The sequence below is a fragment of the Actinomadura madurae genome, assembly GCF_900115095.1.
Lineage (GTDB): Bacteria > Actinomycetota > Actinomycetes > Streptosporangiales > Streptosporangiaceae > Spirillospora > Spirillospora madurae.
This window is the reverse complement of sequence record NZ_FOVH01000001.1, coordinates 1,157,917-1,174,565: the sequence shown is the minus strand read 5'-3', so window position 1 is coordinate 1,174,565 and position 16,649 is coordinate 1,157,917. Positions and strand designations below refer to the sequence as shown.

At 73.7% G+C, this 16,649-nt stretch carries 17 protein-coding genes; 4 read left to right on the top strand and 13 right to left on the bottom strand.

All coding sequences use genetic code 11. From position 1 onward, the window contains the following. Positions 1 to 14: 14 nt before the first annotated feature. Positions 15 to 1,070 carry a LacI family DNA-binding transcriptional regulator gene (locus BM339_RS05590; protein ID WP_021594700.1) on the top strand — a complete coding sequence of 352 codons (1,056 nt, stop codon included), beginning with the start codon at positions 15 to 17 and terminating at the stop codon, positions 1,068 to 1,070. Here the strand turns inward: BM339_RS05590 and BM339_RS05585 are convergent. The 10 genes from BM339_RS05585 to BM339_RS05540 form a co-directional block, all read right to left on the bottom strand. After that, complete coding sequence (locus BM339_RS05585; protein ID WP_075020164.1) at positions 1,051 to 3,198, bottom strand: SpoIIE family protein phosphatase; 2,148 nt, start codon at positions 3,196 to 3,198, stop codon at positions 1,051 to 1,053. The two genes, BM339_RS05590 and BM339_RS05585, sit on opposite strands and share 20 nt — an antisense overlap. A 181-nt stretch (positions 3,199 to 3,379) precedes the next feature. Next, positions 3,380 to 4,318, bottom strand: coding sequence for a sugar kinase (locus tag BM339_RS05580; protein WP_075020069.1), 939 nt, complete (start codon positions 4,316 to 4,318; stop codon positions 3,380 to 3,382). Further along, positions 4,315 to 4,953, bottom strand: a complete 639-nt coding sequence (locus BM339_RS05575; protein WP_075020068.1) for a bifunctional 4-hydroxy-2-oxoglutarate aldolase/2-dehydro-3-deoxy-phosphogluconate aldolase — start codon at positions 4,951 to 4,953, stop codon at positions 4,315 to 4,317. The genes BM339_RS05580 and BM339_RS05575 overlap by 4 nt, the downstream gene beginning before the upstream one ends. Further along, positions 4,947 to 6,092, bottom strand: a complete 1,146-nt coding sequence (gene dgoD, locus BM339_RS05570; protein ID WP_021600377.1) for a galactonate dehydratase — start codon at positions 6,090 to 6,092, stop codon at positions 4,947 to 4,949. The genes BM339_RS05575 and dgoD overlap by 7 nt, the downstream gene beginning before the upstream one ends. Further along, positions 6,089 to 6,841: an SDR family NAD(P)-dependent oxidoreductase gene (locus BM339_RS05565; RefSeq protein ID WP_024935689.1), complete on the bottom strand. Its 753-nt coding sequence runs from the start codon at positions 6,839 to 6,841 to the stop codon at positions 6,089 to 6,091. Before BM339_RS05565 ends, dgoD begins: the two co-directional genes overlap by 4 nt. Next, positions 6,838 to 7,788, bottom strand: a complete 951-nt coding sequence (locus tag BM339_RS05560; RefSeq protein ID WP_075020163.1) for a DUF4380 domain-containing protein — start codon at positions 7,786 to 7,788, stop codon at positions 6,838 to 6,840. The genes BM339_RS05565 and BM339_RS05560 overlap by 4 nt, the downstream gene beginning before the upstream one ends. 29 nt (positions 7,789 to 7,817) lie before the next feature. Further along, entirely contained in the window at positions 7,818 to 8,870 is a 1,053-nt protein-coding gene (locus BM339_RS05555) for a zinc-dependent alcohol dehydrogenase family protein (protein ID WP_075020067.1), read from the bottom strand. Between the two features lie 19 nt (positions 8,871 to 8,889). After that, positions 8,890 to 9,915, bottom strand: a complete 1,026-nt coding sequence (locus tag BM339_RS05550; protein WP_021596544.1) for an ABC transporter permease — start codon at positions 9,913 to 9,915, stop codon at positions 8,890 to 8,892. A gap of 29 nt (positions 9,916 to 9,944) precedes the next feature. Further along, entirely contained in the window at positions 9,945 to 11,435 is a 1,491-nt protein-coding gene (locus tag BM339_RS05545) for a sugar ABC transporter ATP-binding protein (protein ID WP_083597261.1), read from the bottom strand. A 19-nt stretch (positions 11,436 to 11,454) separates the two neighbouring features. Then, a complete protein-coding gene (locus BM339_RS05540; RefSeq protein WP_075020065.1) occupies positions 11,455 to 12,444 on the bottom strand; it encodes a substrate-binding domain-containing protein in 990 nt (329 codons plus the stop codon). Positions 12,445 to 12,579: 135 nt separating this feature from the next. On the opposite strand from BM339_RS05540, the gene BM339_RS05535 reads away from it, so the two are divergent. Beyond that, positions 12,580 to 13,278, top strand: coding sequence for a FadR/GntR family transcriptional regulator (locus BM339_RS05535; protein ID WP_075020064.1), 699 nt, complete (start codon positions 12,580 to 12,582; stop codon positions 13,276 to 13,278). 9 nt (positions 13,279 to 13,287) lie between these two features. Here the strand turns inward: BM339_RS05535 and BM339_RS05530 are convergent, their stop codons facing one another. Next, the gene (locus BM339_RS05530; RefSeq protein WP_075020063.1) at positions 13,288 to 14,412 is read right to left on the bottom strand and encodes a helix-turn-helix transcriptional regulator; all 1,125 of its coding nucleotides are present in this window, start codon (positions 14,410 to 14,412) and stop codon (positions 13,288 to 13,290) included. Between the two features lie 131 nt (positions 14,413 to 14,543). Here BM339_RS05530 and BM339_RS05525 point away from each other — a divergent pair, with 131 nt between their 5' ends. Further along, on the top strand, positions 14,544 to 15,143 hold the full coding sequence (locus tag BM339_RS05525; RefSeq protein ID WP_024935694.1) for a dihydrofolate reductase family protein: 600 nt from the start codon (positions 14,544 to 14,546) through the stop codon (positions 15,141 to 15,143). 4 nt (positions 15,144 to 15,147) lie between these two features. Further along, a complete protein-coding gene (locus BM339_RS05520; protein WP_075020062.1) occupies positions 15,148 to 15,735 on the top strand; it encodes a dihydrofolate reductase family protein in 588 nt (195 codons plus the stop codon). An 8-nt stretch (positions 15,736 to 15,743) separates the two neighbouring features. Here BM339_RS05520 and BM339_RS05515 read toward each other — a convergent pair whose 3' ends face one another. Further along, on the bottom strand, positions 15,744 to 15,983 hold the full coding sequence (locus BM339_RS05515; RefSeq protein ID WP_021596551.1) for an MDR/zinc-dependent alcohol dehydrogenase-like family protein: 240 nt from the start codon (positions 15,981 to 15,983) through the stop codon (positions 15,744 to 15,746). 27 nt (positions 15,984 to 16,010) lie between these two features. Further along, on the bottom strand, positions 16,011 to 16,454 hold the full coding sequence (locus BM339_RS05510; RefSeq protein ID WP_021596552.1) for a hypothetical protein: 444 nt from the start codon (positions 16,452 to 16,454) through the stop codon (positions 16,011 to 16,013). Between the last annotated feature and the right edge of the window lie 195 nt (positions 16,455 to 16,649).

Sequence of the window (16,649 nt, the reverse complement as noted above, 5' to 3'; positions counted from 1 at the left end):
CAAGGAGGCGACAGGTGACCAACGAGCCGACGGGACAGGGGCAGCGGACGCCGACGCACAAGCTGATCGCGCAGGAGGCCGGCGTCCATCCCTCCACGGTCTCCAGGATCCTGCGCCGGCCGCCCGGCCCGCGGAGGGCCGACTTCGCGGAGACGGAGGCGCGCGTACGGGAGATCGCCAAACGCCTCGGCTACCGGCCGGATCTCACCGCGGCCAGCCTCCGGACCAAGCGCAGCCGGGTCATCGGCGTCCTGATGCCGCGGCTCCACGACGTGGTGCTCGCGGCGATCCTCAGCGGGATCGACGCCGAGGCCTTCGAGCTCGGCTACCAGACGATCGTCACCAACACCCACGGCGTGCCGCGCCGGCGGCTGGAGCGCGTGGAGATGCTGCTCAGCCGCAAGGTGGACGGCCTGGTCATCGGCGACGCCACCCTGGACGACAGGACCTACCAGGAGCTGAGCCGCTCCGAGATCCAGCAGGTCCTCGTCAACCACCGCCAGGCCGGGCACGTGTCGGTGACCGGCAACGACCGGCTCGGGGGACGGCTGGTGGGCGAGCATCTCCTGGAGCGCGGGCACCGGGACATCGGCATCATCGCCGGACCGCGCTACCCCGTCGCCCTCGACCGCGTCCAGGGCTGTGTCGAGGCGTTCGAGCGAGCGGGCATCACCGTCGGGGAGGCTCAGATCGTGCACACGGACTTCGATCCGGAGGGAGGCAGGCAAGCGGCCGGGCAACTGCTCGAACTCCCCCGCCGGCCGTCGGCGATCTTCGCGGTGAACGACTCGGCCGCCATAGGAGCCATGGGGACGCTGAGGGACCACGGGCTGACCGTGGGGCGCGACCTGGCGCTGGTCGGCTACAACGACATCGCCATCGCCCGGGACCTGCCCATTTCGCTCTCCAGCGTCCGCACGCCGTTGCGGGAGATGGGCGAGACGGCGGCCCGCCTGCTCGTCGCCAAGCTGGAGGGGGACACCGGCGAATCCGTCATGCTCGATCCCGAGCTGGTGGTCCGCCAGTCAAGCGCCACCGAGCTTTCGGCCCTCACTGGACGAGCTGGATGAGCAGGAGCGCGATGTCGTCGTACCGCCGGGCGGACGTGGGGGCGTTCTTCAGGAGGGTGTCGGCGACCTCGTCCATGGTCTGGTCGGTCGCCGAGGCGAGCCGGCCGGCCAGTTCGGTCGTCGTGTCGTCGATGTCGGTACCGGGGACCTCGACCAGGCCGTCGGTGTAGAGGGCGAGAACGGTACCGGGCGCCAGAGGGATCTCCTCGGTGGAGTAGCCGGCATCGGGGTCGATGCCGAGCAGGAGCCCGGGTGACAGGGAAAGCGCTTCGGCCTTCCCGTCCGGACGGCGGATCAGGGGTGGCGGATGACCCGCGGTCGCGAACTGGGCACTCCGGCTTTCCAGATCGAGCCGGGCGATCAGGCAACTGGTGAACAGCCCGGAATCCAGGTCGAACAGGAGCCGGTTGGTGCGGGCGAGGATGTCGCCCGGCGGTGCGCCGATGGTGGCGTGGGCATGGACACCGGTGCGGACCTGGCCCATGAGGGCGGCCGCGGTGGTGTGGTGCCCCTGGACGTCGCCGATCGTGGCGACGGCGGTCGTCCGGTCGATGCGGATGAGGTCGTAGAAGTCTCCGCCGATGTCCAGGCCGTGGCCGGCGGGCCGGTAGCGGGCGGCCAGGTCCAGGCCGTCGATGCGGGGCAGGCTGCGCGGCAGCAGCACCGCCTGCAGGGCGTGGGCCAGCTGATGCTTGGTGTCGTAGAGGCGGGCGCGGTCCAGCGCCTGGGCGATGAGCCCGGCCATCGACATCAGGATGGCGCGCTCCGCCCGCGAATGGTCGCGCGGTCGCTCGTAGGTGAGGATGAGGGAGCCGATGATGCGGTCAGAGGCGATCAGGGGCAGGAAGGCGCGCGCGTCCGTGCCTTCCACGTGGATGGCCTCGGGGTAGGCGCGCCTCAGCTCGGCGAAGCTGGAGAAGAAGCCGGGTTTACCGGACGCCAGCGTCTGCGCGGCCGGGACGTCGGAGGTCAGCGGCGTCCCGTCCAGTTGTTCCACGAGTTCGGCGATGCGTCCGCGGTGGCCGATGACGCGGAGCCTGCCCCCCTCCGCCGTCATCAGCACCATGCCGCTGGGGCCGAAGGCGGGCACGATCTGGTCGGCGGCGAGGTCGACGACATCGCTCAGCCCCGCCGCCTCGGTGAGGGCGGCCGCCAGATGCATCAGCTGGTAGATCACCGACACCCCGGTCAGCTCCGGGCTGACCGGCGGCCTGCGCCGCATGGGTTCCCGGCCACCGGAGGTCCCTGTACCGGCGGGGACGATCTGGACGCTGATTCCGGACGTGTCGGGGTGAAGATGGAAGGTCAGCCGGATGTCCGGCGGGCGCACCACGGAGAAGGACGAGGGTTGGCGGCTCATCACGGCGGCCCGGTAGTGGTCCTCGAAAAGGGTGGGATTGCCGAGCCACGGCATCGCCTCCCATGGGCGGGCGCCCATCAGATCCGCGACGTCGACGCCGAACATGTCGATCGCGGCGGAATTGACGAAGACGATCCGGCCGTCGACATCGAGGGCGCAGCAGCCCGTCGGGAGGCGTTCGGTGAACCTGACCGCCGCCTGCGCCTCGTCGGCCGCCGGCGGGCGGGCGAGGGCGGGCCGAGGGGGCGGGAGGATGCGGGGTCTGTCCGGGTAGTGCATCAGTCCCCCGCCGGAGTCGCGCCCCAGGAGGAGGCTCGCGCGCCGGCGGAAATCCGTGATCGCCTCGCGCTCGTGAGAACTCGGCTCCGGCGGCCGCGAGACCGGCCAGACCAGCACCAGGCTCCCCACCGCATCGGCGTCGTCGGCGATCGGCACCACCGCGAGGGCGTAGTCATAGGGCAGCGTGAGCCCCAGCCGGGGGTAGCGGCGCGCGATCTCCTCGCGGCCCCTCAGCCACAGGAAACGCCCCTGGCGAGCGGCATCGGAAACCGGGTTCGCGTTGTCCAGGGCGACCCGCTCCCACGGGGCGGCGATCTGCTGGGAGGCCCCGCAGAGCACCGCCAGGCTCAGCGCCCGCTCCCCCGCGGGCCGCAGGAACAGCGCGCCGATCGAAGCGTCGACCTCCAGCATCAGCTCGACCAGCGCCGTCTCGAGCCGCTTGATGCCGGTGTCAGGAGCGGCGCTCGCACGCGAGCGTCGCGATCCCATGGTCTCCACCCCCGTCCACATGCCGGCGAACCGCGGTCACTGATCGTTCGAATGGCGGCTCCCCTCGGTGGCGCGAAGGCATACCCGCCCCGGCCGGACGTACTCCCTGCTCACAGGGGCGCGTGCCCGCGCCCGCGGCTGACCCCGCGAGGCCCGCCCTACGACGTCATGGAGACCAGGGTCACCGCAGCGCGGCTCCTTCGGGGAGGCCGATGAGGTCGAGCTCGTCGCGGTAGGGCAGGCCCTCCCAGTCGCCGCGGGTCTGCACCGCGAACGCGCCGGCGCTGTGGGCGCGGCGCAGCCGGGCCTCGACGTCCAGGCCGTCGAGCAGGCCGGACAGGTACCCGGCGGCGAACGCGTCGCCGGCGCCGATCGAGTCGACGAGGTCGACGCGGTGGGCGGGCACGGCGTGCGCGCCGTCCGCGGTGTACGAGCGGGCCTCGTCGCCGTTCTTGACTACGACCTCGGCGGCGCCGCCGTCCAGGAGCTGGGCGGCGATGGCGTCCGGCTTGCCGTCGCCGAGCAGGGTCAGCTCGTCGGGGGACGCGATGACGCGGTCCGCCGCAGCGGCGAGCGGGGCGAGCGCCTCGGCCGCCGCGGCCCGGCTCCACAGCCGCGGCCGGTGGTTGACGTCGAGGCTGATCTGCGCGTTCCGGGCCCGGGCGAGCCGGCACAGTGCGGTCACGGCGTCCCGGCAGGACGGGCCGAGCGCGGGGGTGATCCCGGTGATGTGCACGATCCGCGGCTCGAACGGCAGGGCCTCGACGTCCTCCCGGCACAGCCGGGACCCGGCGGACCCGGCGCGCAGGTAGTGGACGCGGGTGACGTCCGGCAGCCGCTGCTCGAACATGATCAGGCCGGTGGGCGCGGCGGTGTCGCGGTGGACGGCCGACGCGTCGACCCCCTCGGCGCGCAGCGTGCGGGTGATGAGGTGCCCGGCCTCGTCGGACCCGACGCGTCCCGCCCAGGCGGTGGTGTGGCCGAGCCGGCCGAGGCCGATCGCGACGTTGCTCTCGGCACCGGCGATGCCGGCGGTGAAGCCGGAGCCGAGCCGCACCGGGCCGGTGGCGCGCAGCGCCATCATCGTCTCCCCGGCGGTGAGGACGTCCACCCGGGTCATGCCGGTCCGCCCGGCGCGACCGCGGCGAGGAACGCGCGGGCCCGGCGGCGCAGGCCGGCGAGGTCGCCGCCGCGCGGCGCGTCCCCGCACAGCGGCGAGCCGACGCCGACCGCGACGGCGCCGCGCCGCAGGTACTCGGCGGCCTCGGCCTCCCCGACCCCGCCGACCGGAACGAACGGGACGTCCGGGAACGGGTCGCGCAGCGCGGTGAGATAGCCGGGCCCGTGCGCCGCCGCGGGGAACAGCTTGACGGCGGTCGCGCCCGCGGCGGTGGCCGCGGCCACCTCGGTCGGGGTCAGGGCTCCGGCGAGCACAGGAAGGCCGAGCCGCAGCGCCTCGTCGACACCGGCGCCGAGCGCGGGCGTGACGGCGTACTCGGCGCCCGCGTCGCGGGCACGGCGCGCGTCGTCCGCGGTCAGCACCGTGCCCGCGCCGATCCGCGCGGCCCCGGCGGCCTTGCCGGCGACCTCCTCGATGACGCGCAGGGCGCCGGCGCCGCTCAGCGACACCTCGATCAGCGCGACGCCCTCCTCGGCGAGGGTGAGGGCGGTGCGGGCGGCCGCCGCGGGGTCCGGGCCCCGGACGATGGCGACCAGCCGGCGCCGCCGCAGTTCCCCGGCGATCGTGTTCACCATTCCGCGTGTCCTCCGTCCGGGTGCCGCCAGACCGGCGGGCGCCACCGGTGCCCGACCTCGTCGGCGCGCCGCACCGCGTCCTCGTCGATCTCGATGCCCAGGCCCGGCGCGTCCCAGCGCTCGATCGAGCCGTCCACGAACGCGAACGGCGACCGGTCGACCAGGTAGTCCAGCACGTCGGCGCCGGTGTTGTAGTGGATGCCGATGCTCTGCTCCTGGATCAGGAAGTTCGGGGTCGCGAACGCCACCTGGAGGCTCGCGGCGAGCGACAGCGGGCCGAGCGGGCAGTGCGGCGCGAACAGCGCCCCGTACACCTCGGCGAGCGACGCGATCCGCCGCACCTCGGAGATCCCCCCGGCGTGCGACAGGTCGGGCTGGACGACCGCGACCCCGGCCTGCAGCGCGGGCAGGAAGTCGGCGCGGGAGAACAGCCGCTCGCCGCACGCGATCGGGGTGGTGGTGGACGCGACGACGTCGCCGAGCCGGTGGGTGTGCTCCGGCAGCACCGGCTCCTCCACGAACAGCGGACGGTACGGCTCCAGCAGCGGGATGAGCCGCCGCGCGGCGGGCACCGTGATCCGACCGTGGAAGTCGACGGCGAAGTCGGCGCCGTCCCCGATCGCCTCCCGCACGGCCGCGGCCCGCCGGACGACCGCGTCGATCTGCGCGGGCGGCGGCAGCGCCCCGATCCGCCCGGAGGCGTTGATCTTCACGGCGGTCAGCCCGGCGGCGATCTTCGCGGCGGCCTCCTCGCCGACCTCGCCGGGCTCGTCCCCGCCGATCCAGCCGTACACCCGGACCCGGTCGCGGACCGCGCCGCCGAGCAGCTGGTGCGCCGGGACGCCGAGCGAGCGGCCGAGGATGTCCCACAGCGCCTGGTCGAGGCCGGCCACGGCGCTGGACAGCACCGGGCCGCCCCGGTAGAACGCCGCCTTGGTCATGGTCTGCCACAGGTCCTCGACGCGGCGGGGGTCGGCGCCGAGCAGCAGGTCCGCCAGCTCGTGCACGGCGGCGCGGGTCGTCTCGGCCCGGCCCTCCACGACCGGCTCGCCCCAGCCGACGAGGCCGTCGTCGGTCTCCACCCGGCAGAACAGCCAGCGCGGCGGGACGAGGAACGTCTCCACTCGTGTGATCTTCATGCGGATCCCTTGGTGATGCTCCAGCCGCCGTCCACCTGCAACGAGACGCCGGTGACGAACGAGGCGTCCGGGCCGGCGAGGAAGGCGATCGCCGCCGCGACCTCGTCCGGGCGGCCGAGGCGTCCCGCCGCGGTCTCGGCGGCGCTGCGGCGCCGGTCCTCCTCGCCGATCCCGTCCCACTGCGCGGTCAGGACCGGGCCGGGCAGCACGGCGTTCACCCGGACGCGCGGCCCGTACTCGACGGCGAGCTGGCGGGTCAGCCCGGTCAGCCCCGCCTTGGCGGCGGCGTACGCCGGGCGTCCCGGCAGCCCGAACGAGGCGTGCACGGACGAGACGATCACGACGGCGGCGTGGTCGCCGGCGCGCAGGTCGTCCAGGGTCGCGCGGACGCCGAGGAACGTGCCGGTGAGGGTGACGTCGAGCTGGGCCCGCCAGGACTCCAGCGAGATCTCGTCCGCCGCGCCCGGGTCGTAGCGCAGGGCGTTCGACACGAGGACGTTCACCGGGCCGAGGCCGGCGCGGCACGCGCGGACGGCGCGGTCCCAGTCGGCGGGGTCGCTCACGTCGCAGCGCAGCCCGAGCGCCGCCGCACCGTCCGCGGACAGCGCGGCGGCCACCTCGTCCACCTGCGCGGACACGTCGAGGAGCGCGACCGCGTATCCGTCGGCGGCGAGGCGGCGGGCGGTGGCCGCGCCGATCCCCCGCGCGGCGCCGGTGACGACGGCGACCGGGCGCGCGGCGGCGGTCACGGCGTCCCTCCGGCCTCGCCGGTCCGCTCCACCGCCACCCTGACGGCGAGCGCGGTGGCCGCGCCGGGCGCGAGCGTCTCCCACGGCCCGAGCGCCTCGCACTCGACGATCCGGGCGGGAGGCGCCAGCCCGCCGAGGTGCTCCAGCGGGCGGTCGAGGGGATGCTCCATCCACACCTCCGCGCGCGAGCCTCCGTCGGGGTACGGGGCGTCAGGGTGCACGTCGAACTCCATGGTCAGGTGATGCCCGGCCCGCGAGTAGGCCAGCCGCCCGGCCGCGTGCGGGAAGCCGAGCTTGCCGACCGTGTCCTGCGCGGGAACCTCCACCGTGTCCGGACGTGGCCGCGTCCAAGCGGGCGCGGCCGTGCCGACCGCGAGCTCGACCGGTTCACGGAAGCCCGGCTCCACCGCGACTTGGACCGTTCCACCTCCCGGGTACTGGGTGACGTTCCACACCGCCCACCGCACCGGCACGGACGACGCGTTCACGGCCGAGACGCGCAGGTCGTAGCCGGCCTCGCCGGCGCGCAGCCGGATCTCGCGGCGCAGCCGCAGCCCGGTCCGCGGATCGTGCTCGCTCTCCAGCGCCACCGTCGCGTCCCCGGAGCCCGGTCCGACCTCGGCCTCGTAAGGGCCGGAGTCGAGCACCGGGTCGGGCGGCCCGGCCCACTCCCCCGGCGACGACCAGCCCTGCGGCGCGGGCCAGGTCTTGTCGCCGCCGTAGTTGCGCCAGTTCGCCATCGGGCCCGAGGTGCGTTCCGGCCGGTGCCCGCCGACCGGGTGCAGCCGGCCGTCCAGGAGCGCGGGATTGCGCCACAGCAGTTCCTCGCCGTCGCGGACGAGGCTCAGCAGGCGCCCGCCCAGCGCCGGGACGATCCCGAGCCGCAGCGTCCCGTTGTCGAGCCACACGACCTCGTACGGTCCGGACGCGTCGGTCTCGACGTCCACGGCCCCGTCCGCCGCACCGCTCGCGGCCGTCACCGCGGCGCGTCCGGGACGAGCACGACCTTGCCCTCGCTCGCGCCCGCGGCCAGCGCGTACGCCTCGTCCGCCCGCGACAGCGGGTAGACGCCGCTGACGGCCTTCTCCGGCCGCAGCCCCCACCCGACGAGGTTGCGCGCCAGCTCGCTCATCGCCGGCAGCGAGGTCACCCAGGACGCGTGGATCGTGAGCTGCTTGTGCAGGAGGGTGTCGGAGACCTCGGTGTGCAGGTCGCCGCCCTCGCCCACCAGCGACACGTGCCCCCACTCGGCCGCCGCCTCCAGGGCGAGGCTCCGGCCCGGCCGCGTCCCCGAGCAGTCGATCGTCACGGCCGCGCCGCCGCGCCCGGTCAGGTCCGCGACCGCCTGCACGGCGCCGTCATCGGGAGGCAGGGTCGCGTCGAACACGCCGAGCGCGCCGGCCCACGTGCGGCGCGCCTCGGACGGCTCGACGCCGACGACCTTCCGGGCCCCCATGCCGCGCCCGACCATCCCGGCGGCCAGCCCCACCGGGCCGAGCCCGACCACCAGCAGGTCGGTGTCGCCGCTGACCCCGGCGCGGCGCAGCCCCTCGTAGGCGGTGCCGAACCCGCAGGCGATCAGCGCGCCGTCGACGTAGGACAGCTCGTCCGGCAGCGGCACGCAGGTCCGCTCCTCGGCGAGCAGGTACGGGGCGTGCCCGCCGTCCCGCTGCCACCCGTAGGACTCGCGGCCGAAGCCGCAGCTGATGTAGTGGCCGCGGCGGCAGTTGTCGCAGAGCCCGCAGCCCACGATGTGGTACACGATGACGCGGTCGCCAACGCCGAACCGCCGCACCCCCGGCCCGGCGGCCACGATCCGGCCGGACGGCTCGTGCCCGGCGATCACTCCCCGGTAGGCGGGACCGTCCACACCGCGGTACCCCTTGTAGCCCCGGTAGATGTAGCCGATGTCGCTGCCGCAGATGCCGGACGCGCCGACCTCGATCAGCACCTGGCCGTGGCCGGGCTCCGGCACGGGGTACTCGCGCAGCACGGCCGTGGAGTCACCGGGCAGGAAGACACCCTCCATGGTCTCCACATTCCCCCTCTCAGGCCGCGGCCGCGGCGGCGCGCCCGCGCCGCGCGACCACCACGTTGATCAGTACGGCGCCGACGATGATCACGCCGCGCACCACGTTCTGCAGGAAGGAGTCCACGCCGAGCAGCACCAGCCCGTTGCCGATCACGGTGATGAACACGACGCCGAGCAGGGTGCCGAGCATCCCGCCGCGGCCTCCGGCCAGCGCGGTGCCGCCGATCACCACCGCCGCGATCACGTCGAACTCCAGCCCGGCCGCCGCGCCGCCGCTGCCGGAGCCGAGCCGGGACGCCAGCAGGATCCCGGTGACCGCCGACAGCAGCCCGGTCGTGGCGAACAGCAGGACCCGGATCCGGGTGAGGTCGATGCCCGCCAGCCGCGCCGCGGCGGCGTTGCCGCCGATCGTGTAGACCGACCGCCCGTAGGCGGTGAACCGGGCGATGTAGGCGAACACCCCGAACAGCACCAGCATCACGATCGCCGAGGTCGGGATCCCGGCGACGTCCCCGCCGAGCACGTCGAACACGCCGCTGTCCGGCAGCGTCACCGGCAGCGCGTCGGTGAGGTAGAGCCCGAGGCCGCCGAGGACGCTCCACAGGCCGAGCGTCGTGATGAACGACGGCACGTCGAACACCGCGCGCAGCCAGCCCGCGGCCGCGCCCCACAGCACGCCGAGGAGCAGGGTCACCACGATCGCGCCGCCGGTGCCGAGGCCCCACTCGGTGGCGCCCTTGGCGACCAGCACCGAGGAGAACGCCGTCGCCGGCCCGATGCTGATGTCGATCTCCCCGGCGATGATGACCAGCGTGACGCCCCAGGCGGCGATGCCGACGGTGGCGGCGTCCCGCAGGATGCCGAGCTGGTTGTGCACCGTCAGGAACCCCGCGGCGGAACTCGCGAGCGCCACGTACAGCACGACGACCGCGACCAGCAGGCCGATCTCGTTCAGCTGGTGCGACCGGCCGTTCAGCAGGCGCCCCGCGACGCCGGTCATGCGCGTCCCGCCGGGCGGCGGGACGGTCCGGGTGGTGTTCATGGTCTCTCCTCGTCTTTCGGGCGGGTCTGTCAGGCGGCCATCGCGGCGGACAGGACGGCGTCCACGGTCACCTCGTCGCCGGTGAACTCGGCGGCGACCGTCCCTCCGCGCAGGGCGATGACGCGGTCGCACACCAGCGGAAGCTCCTCCAGCTCGCCGGACACGAACAGGACGGCGGCGCCCTTGGCGGCCAGCTCCCGGACCAGCCGGTAGATGCCCTCCTTGGCCTCCACGTCCACGCCGCGGGTCGGCTCGTCCAGCAGCAGGATCCGGCTGCCCGCGTGCAGCCAGCGGCCGATCACGGCCTTCTGCTGGTTGCCGCCGCTCAGCACGCCGATCGGGGTGCGGGCGGACGTGGTGGCGATCGACAGCCGCTCGATCAGCCCGCGCGCGGCCCGGTCGATCCTGGCCGGCACCACGGACGTGCCGCTGCTCACCGCCCGGAAGTCCGAGATCACCATGTTCTCCCCGACGCCGAGCAGCGGGACGATCGCCTCGCTCTTGCGGTCCTCCGGCGTCAGCCCGACGCCGCGGCGCTTCATGCCGGCCGCGGTCACCCGCGGCACCTCCCGGCCGTCGACCCGGACGGTCCCGGCGGCGGCCGGCTCGAACCCGGCGACCGCCCGCAGCACCTCGGTGCGGCCCGACCCCATCAGCCCTGCGAGCCCGAGGATCTCGCCCGGGTACAGGTCGAAGGAGACGTCGGCGACCTTCGGCGGGACGCTCAGCCCCGACACCGACAGCAGCGGCGTGGTGCCATGGTCCACGGCACGGGCCTGCGGCCGGACCGCCCCCTCGTACGCCGAGCCGAGCATCATCGCGACGGCGTCCTCGGTGGAGGTGGTCGCCATGTCGACGGTCCCGACGACCTCGCCGTCCCGCATGACCGTCGCGGTCCGGGCGACCCGCCGGATCTCGTCGAGCCGGTGGCTGACGTAGAGCACCGCGACGCCGCCCTCGGCGATCCGCCGGACGGCCTCCAGGACGGTGTCCACCTCGGCCGCGGCCAGCGCGCTGGTCGGCTCGTCCAGGATCAGCAGCCGCGGCTCCCGGCGCACCGCCCGGCAGATCTCCACCAGCTGCTGCTCGGCCAGCGGCAGCGTGCCGACCTGCGCGTCCGGGGCGATGCCGAGGCCGAGCCGGTCGAAGATCTCCCGGGCCGCGCGGCGCATCGCGGGATGGTCGACCCGCCCCGCCGCCCGCGGCCACGTCCCGAGGAACAGGTTCTCCGCCGCCGTCATCCCCGGCACCAGACTCAGCTCCTGGTGGACGGTCTGCACCCCGAGCCGGTTCGCGTGCCGGACGCCGCCGTCGAGCGGTACGCCGGCGATCTCCACGGTGCCCGCGTCGGGGCGCTCGACCCCCGACAGCACCTTGATCAGGGTGGACTTGCCGGCGCCGTTGCGGCCGAGGAGCGCGCGGACCTCTCCCGCCGCGATCTCCAGGCTCGCGCCCGTCAGCGCGCGGACGCCGGGGTAGTGCTTGGTGACGTCGCCGACGCGTACCAGCGGGGTGCTCATGCGGCTCCTTCTGTCGGGGTTACGGGATGCCATCGGAGTGCTCCTGGAGCCAGCGCGCCCCGTCCTTCGGGCCGAGGTAGGGGTCGATCGGGGCGGGGATGACGAACCGGCCGCTCGGCCGGCCCGCCAGCACGTCCCGGGCGGCCCGGCCGGCCAGCCGCCCGACCTTGATCCCGGAGATGTCGGCGACGCCCTTCAGGACCCGCCCGTCCTGGAGCTTCTTGGCGGCGTCGACCGACATGTCGCCGCCGAACACGGCGGTCCTGCCGGTCCTGCCGCGCGCCTCGACGGCCTGCACCGCGCCCAGCATCTGCGACCCGGCCTCGCCATAGAAGGCGTCGATGTCGGGGTGGGCGGTCAGCATCTGCTCGCCGCGCTCGACGGCCTCGTCCAGCTGGAGGCCCTGCTGGTTCGCCACGATCCTGGCGCCGGGCACCTTCGCCTTGAGCGCCTTCTCGAAGCCCTGGCGGCGCTGGATGCAGACCTCGAACTGCTCGCAGTTGATCACGGCGACCTTCGGGGCGCGGATCCCGGCGGACAGGAAGTGGGCGGCCATCTGGTCGCCGCTGATCCGGCCGAACTCGGCGGGGTCGCCGAGCACGAACGCGTGCACGTACCGGCGCGCCTGGGCGTCCTCGATGCAGGTGTTGTAGCAGATCACCGGGACGCCGCTCTCCTTGGCCAGGCGCAGCGCCGGGATCGACGCCGTCGCCGAGGCCGGGGACACGATGAGCGCGTCGACCTTCGCCGAGCTCATCGTGTTGATGAACGAGCTCTCCTTGGCCGCGTCCGACTGGATGTTGGTCTGGACGAGCTGCGGGTCCCGGTCCCCGTGGCCGAGCGTCGAGCGCAGCCCGCGCTCCACGCCCGCGTAGTAGCCCTCGGCGTTCAGGTAGACGACGCCGATCCGCCCGTGCTCGCCCACCCTGCCGCAGGCGGCGGTGACCGCCAGGACCGCCGCGACCGCCAGGAGCAAAGCCATCGGACGGCGGCGCTCGGCATGTTTCATCGACGTTCTCCTCGTTCGGCGACCTGCTGAGCTTGTCTAACGCGCCGGACCGGGTACTGTCAATATTAATTCATAATTTATGATTACTAGGGGACGGCTAGGGTACTCGGCGGGCGAACGAAAGAGGGGGCTTCCGTGGTGCGCTACTCGGAGCGGGGTCTGCACGGCCAGACGGTGCGGGAGATCGCGCGCCGCATCCTCGGCGGGGAGCTCGGCCCCGGCGACACGATCGACGTGGCGGCGCTCGGCGAGGAGCTGAACGTCAGCCTGACCGCGATGCGCGAGGCGCTGAAGGTGCTGGCGGCGAAGGGCCTGGTCGCCTCGCGGCAGAAGCGCGGCACGTTCGTGCGCCCGCGCTCCGACTGGAGCCTCCTCGACCCCGACGTCATCCGCTGGCAGTTCGCCGACCGCGACGACCAGGCGTTCCTGCAGAACCTGGCCGAGGTGCGGGGCATCATCGAGCCCCAGGCGGTCCGCTACGCGGCCCTGCGCCGCACCCCCGACGACCTCGCCGCCCTCGACGCCGCCCTCGACGCCATGAAGGCCGCCGACGGCGACCTGGCCCGCGCCGTCCAAGCCGACCTGGACTTCCACCGGGCCCTGCTGACCGCGACCCACAACGAACTGCTGGAGCGGATGGAGGTCGTGATCGAGGTCGGCCTCGCCGAACGCGACCGCCTCGTGCACGGCGTCCGCCCCCACGACGACCCGGTCCCGAGCCACCGCGCGGTGCTCGACGCCGTCCGCGGCGCCGACCCGGACCGCGCGGAGAAGGCCATGCACGACCTTCTCTCCAAGGCCGCGCGCGACCTCGACACCCTCACCGCCGACTGACGGCCGCCTTCACCCCGCGTCCGCGGCGGCTCCCGACGTCAGGGAGACGGCGTGGTGGTCGAGGAACAGCCGGGCGATCAGGTCGCCGCGCGAACCGCTGCCCGACTTGGCGAAGATCGACTTCAGGTGGTCCTGGACGGTGTACGACGACACGTGCAGCCGGTCGGCGATCTGCTTGGTCGACAGGCCCTTGGCCACCAGCTCGGTGACCCTGCGCTCGCTGTCGGTGAAGCCGTAGGCGTCGACCATCATGGGCGCCATCTCGGCGGGGCGAGCGGCTTCCAGCATCACCGCGACCCGCGGTTCCGGGCCGTCGTCCAGCAGCGAGCCCCGGACGATCAGCCACCGGCCGGCCCGGGTGCGGGCCCGGGCCCTGGCCGGCCGGGCACCGGCCGGCGCGGGTGCCGCACCCGGTGCCGGGGCGAAGAGGGAACGCGCCTGGCGGGCGACGGAGGAGATCACCAGTGGCAGCCGAGCGCCCTCCCTGCCGCCGGTGCCCAGCTCGTCCAGCAGGTGTTCCGCCGTCCTGTTGGACATGCGCACGCCGTCATCGGCGTCGAGGACCAGCAGGCCGACGTCGTCGTCACCGGCCCGCGCGTCGCCGAGCAGCAGGCCGCGCCGCAGTCCATCGGTGATCACGTCGGCGATCGACGCCGCGAACTCCACCTCGGCCGGGGAGAAGTACGGGCGGCCTGCCTCCCGGAACACGGTCAGCTGGCCCCAGGTCCCGGTGCCGTCGGCGAGCACCACCCGCAACTCGTCGGAGAATCCCCCGGGGCGGCGGATCTCCCGCTGACGCGGGCTGCGGTCGAGGTCGCCGGCGGTGGCGTCGCTCAGGCTCCCGGCCGGGCGGGCGGCACGGGCGAGCCGCGCCCAGGTGTTGAAGTCCGGCTCACGCACCTCGATCTCCACGAGCCGGAGCAGCTCGGCCGCGGGCAGGCCGTTCTCCACGAACTCCGCGGTCGGGAGCATGGTCGCCGGGTCGGTCGTCATCAGGCAGGTGCCCTCGGCGGGCACGGCCCGGGCCAGGGCATCGCCGACGGCCCGCGCGAACTCCGGCACCGGCAACCCGCGGTGAACCAGCCTGACGATCTCGTCACGGACGCGCGCGTGCGCCGCCGATGTGTGGGCCACGACCGGGATCCTATGGCGATCGACGGCGTCATCCCAGAAATCTGGGATACACCCTGGCTTCACGATCCCGGATGCTGGGCGAACGCGTCAGCATCCGCGGCTTCCCGGCCGCACAAGGAAGGACCGGAACCGTGAGCAAGACCGTGTTGTACATGTCGATGTCGGTGGACGGGTTCATCGCCGGACCGAACGTGGCGAAGGGCAACGGGCTCGGCGACGGAGGCCATCGGCTGCACGAGTGGTTCCTGCCCGATGCCGACGCCGCGCGCCGGAAAGGCGACCACCTGACGGGTGTGAACCGTGAAGTGATGGACGAGGTCTCGGCCACCGGGGCGGTCGTCGTCGGCCGCCGGACGTTCGAGCTCGCCGGCGGCTGGGGCGGCGACCACCACGACGGCGTGCCGATCTTCGTGCTGAGCCGCCGTGAGCCCGATCCGGAGTCGCGATGGCCCGGAGTCACCTATGTCGGAGACGTCACGGCCGCGATGAGCATGGCCAAGGACGCGGCCGGAGGCAAGGACGTGCTCGTCCACGGGGCCCGAACCGCTCGGCTCGCACTTGCCGCAGGCGTCCTGGACGAGCTGCAGATTCACCTGGTCCCGGTGCTGCTCGGACAGGGGGAACCGCTCTTCGAGGACATGCCACCCGACCACATCGAGCTCGAACTGCTCCGTGCCGTGGACGGGTCGGGTGTCGCGCACCTGCGGTACCGCGTGAGGACGGAGGGCTGAGGCGATGGCGATCATCCGGCTGTACATGACCATGTCCCTGGACGGCTACGTCACCGGGCCGCAGGACAGCATGGAGAACCCGATGGGCATCGGCGGGTTCCGCCTTTTCAACTGGCTCGACCGGCGCAACGACCCGGGACCGAGCGGACAGGTCCACGCCGAGGCGATGGCCACCCGCGCCGTCATCTCCGGTCGCCGCACCTACGAACACGCAGGCCGCTGGCGGGGCGACCATCACGACGGGGTCCCGATCTTCGTCCTGACCCGGGACGTCCCGGACGACCCGCCGCCGGGCAGCGTCCGCTATGTCACCGATGCCGACGAGTGCGCCGCACAGGCCCGCGCGGCGGCCGGAGACGGCGACGTGCTGGTGCACGGTGCGGGGGCGGCGCAGGCGCTGCTGCGGGCCGGGCAGCTCGACGAACTGGAGCTGCACGTCGTACCGGTCCTGCTCGGGCAGGGGCGAAGGCTGTTCGACGATCTGCCCGCCGAGCACATCGAGCTCGACCCGGTCCGCCGCTTGACCACTCCGCAGGGCGAGGACCCCGCACGGCACGTCACGCACATGCGCTACCGCGTCCGCCGTCCGTGACCCAGAGCTCAGCGGGTCAGGACGACCTTGAGCGCGCCGGTGTGGGCGGCGTCGGAGAACACCTCGTAAGCCTTGGGGAACTCCTCAAGGGTGAAGGTGTGGGTGACGAACGCGGCGGCGTCGAGCTGCCGGCCGGCGACCAGGCGCAGCAGGGTCGGGGTGGAGAAGGTGTCCACCAGGCCCGTGGTGATGGTGATGTCCCGGATCCACTGCTCCTCCAGGTGCAGCGCCGCCGGAGCGCCGTGCACGCCGTCCCTGCCCGCTCTGATGCGGCGCTAGCCGCCGGACCGGTCGTCCTCGATGACGGTGCGGATCCGGCTCCACGCGTGTTCGGCATCGGTATCGGGGGCGGGTTCGAACACGAGCACGCCGTCGCCGAGATCGAGGGTGAGGACCGGAACGCCCGCCTCGCTGAGCATCGGCTCGGTCACCTCCACCCCGTACGGTGCCTCCAGGACGCTCAGCTCGCCCTCACCATGCGGATCGAACATCAGCAGCCCGGGTGCCACCCACAGGGCACCGCGGACCAGCGCGTTCTCCGGCACGGCGACCCGGTCATAGGGCAGCGGCCCGCACAACCGGCCGATCAGGCAGAGACGGGGACGGCGGCCCGCGGTCAGCTCGGCGACGATCTCGTCGGTGCTGCCGAGGCTGGGCGGGACGACGTAGAACGCGAGCCCGGGTCGCGGCCCCGCCAGTTCCCGGCGGTAGGACCGCAACGACGGAGTCCTGCGAAACAGCCGCTCGGCCATAGGCCGTAGGAACATGCCGCCCGTGAATCCCAGTGCACCCGCGATGCCGACCGCTACAGCCAAGGACACCCGGACAGCCTAACCGTCGCCCGGGAAGGCACGAACCGGCTGCAATTCGGGTGGCCTACTTCTCCTTCCATTTCACGGAGGACGGTGTCCGGG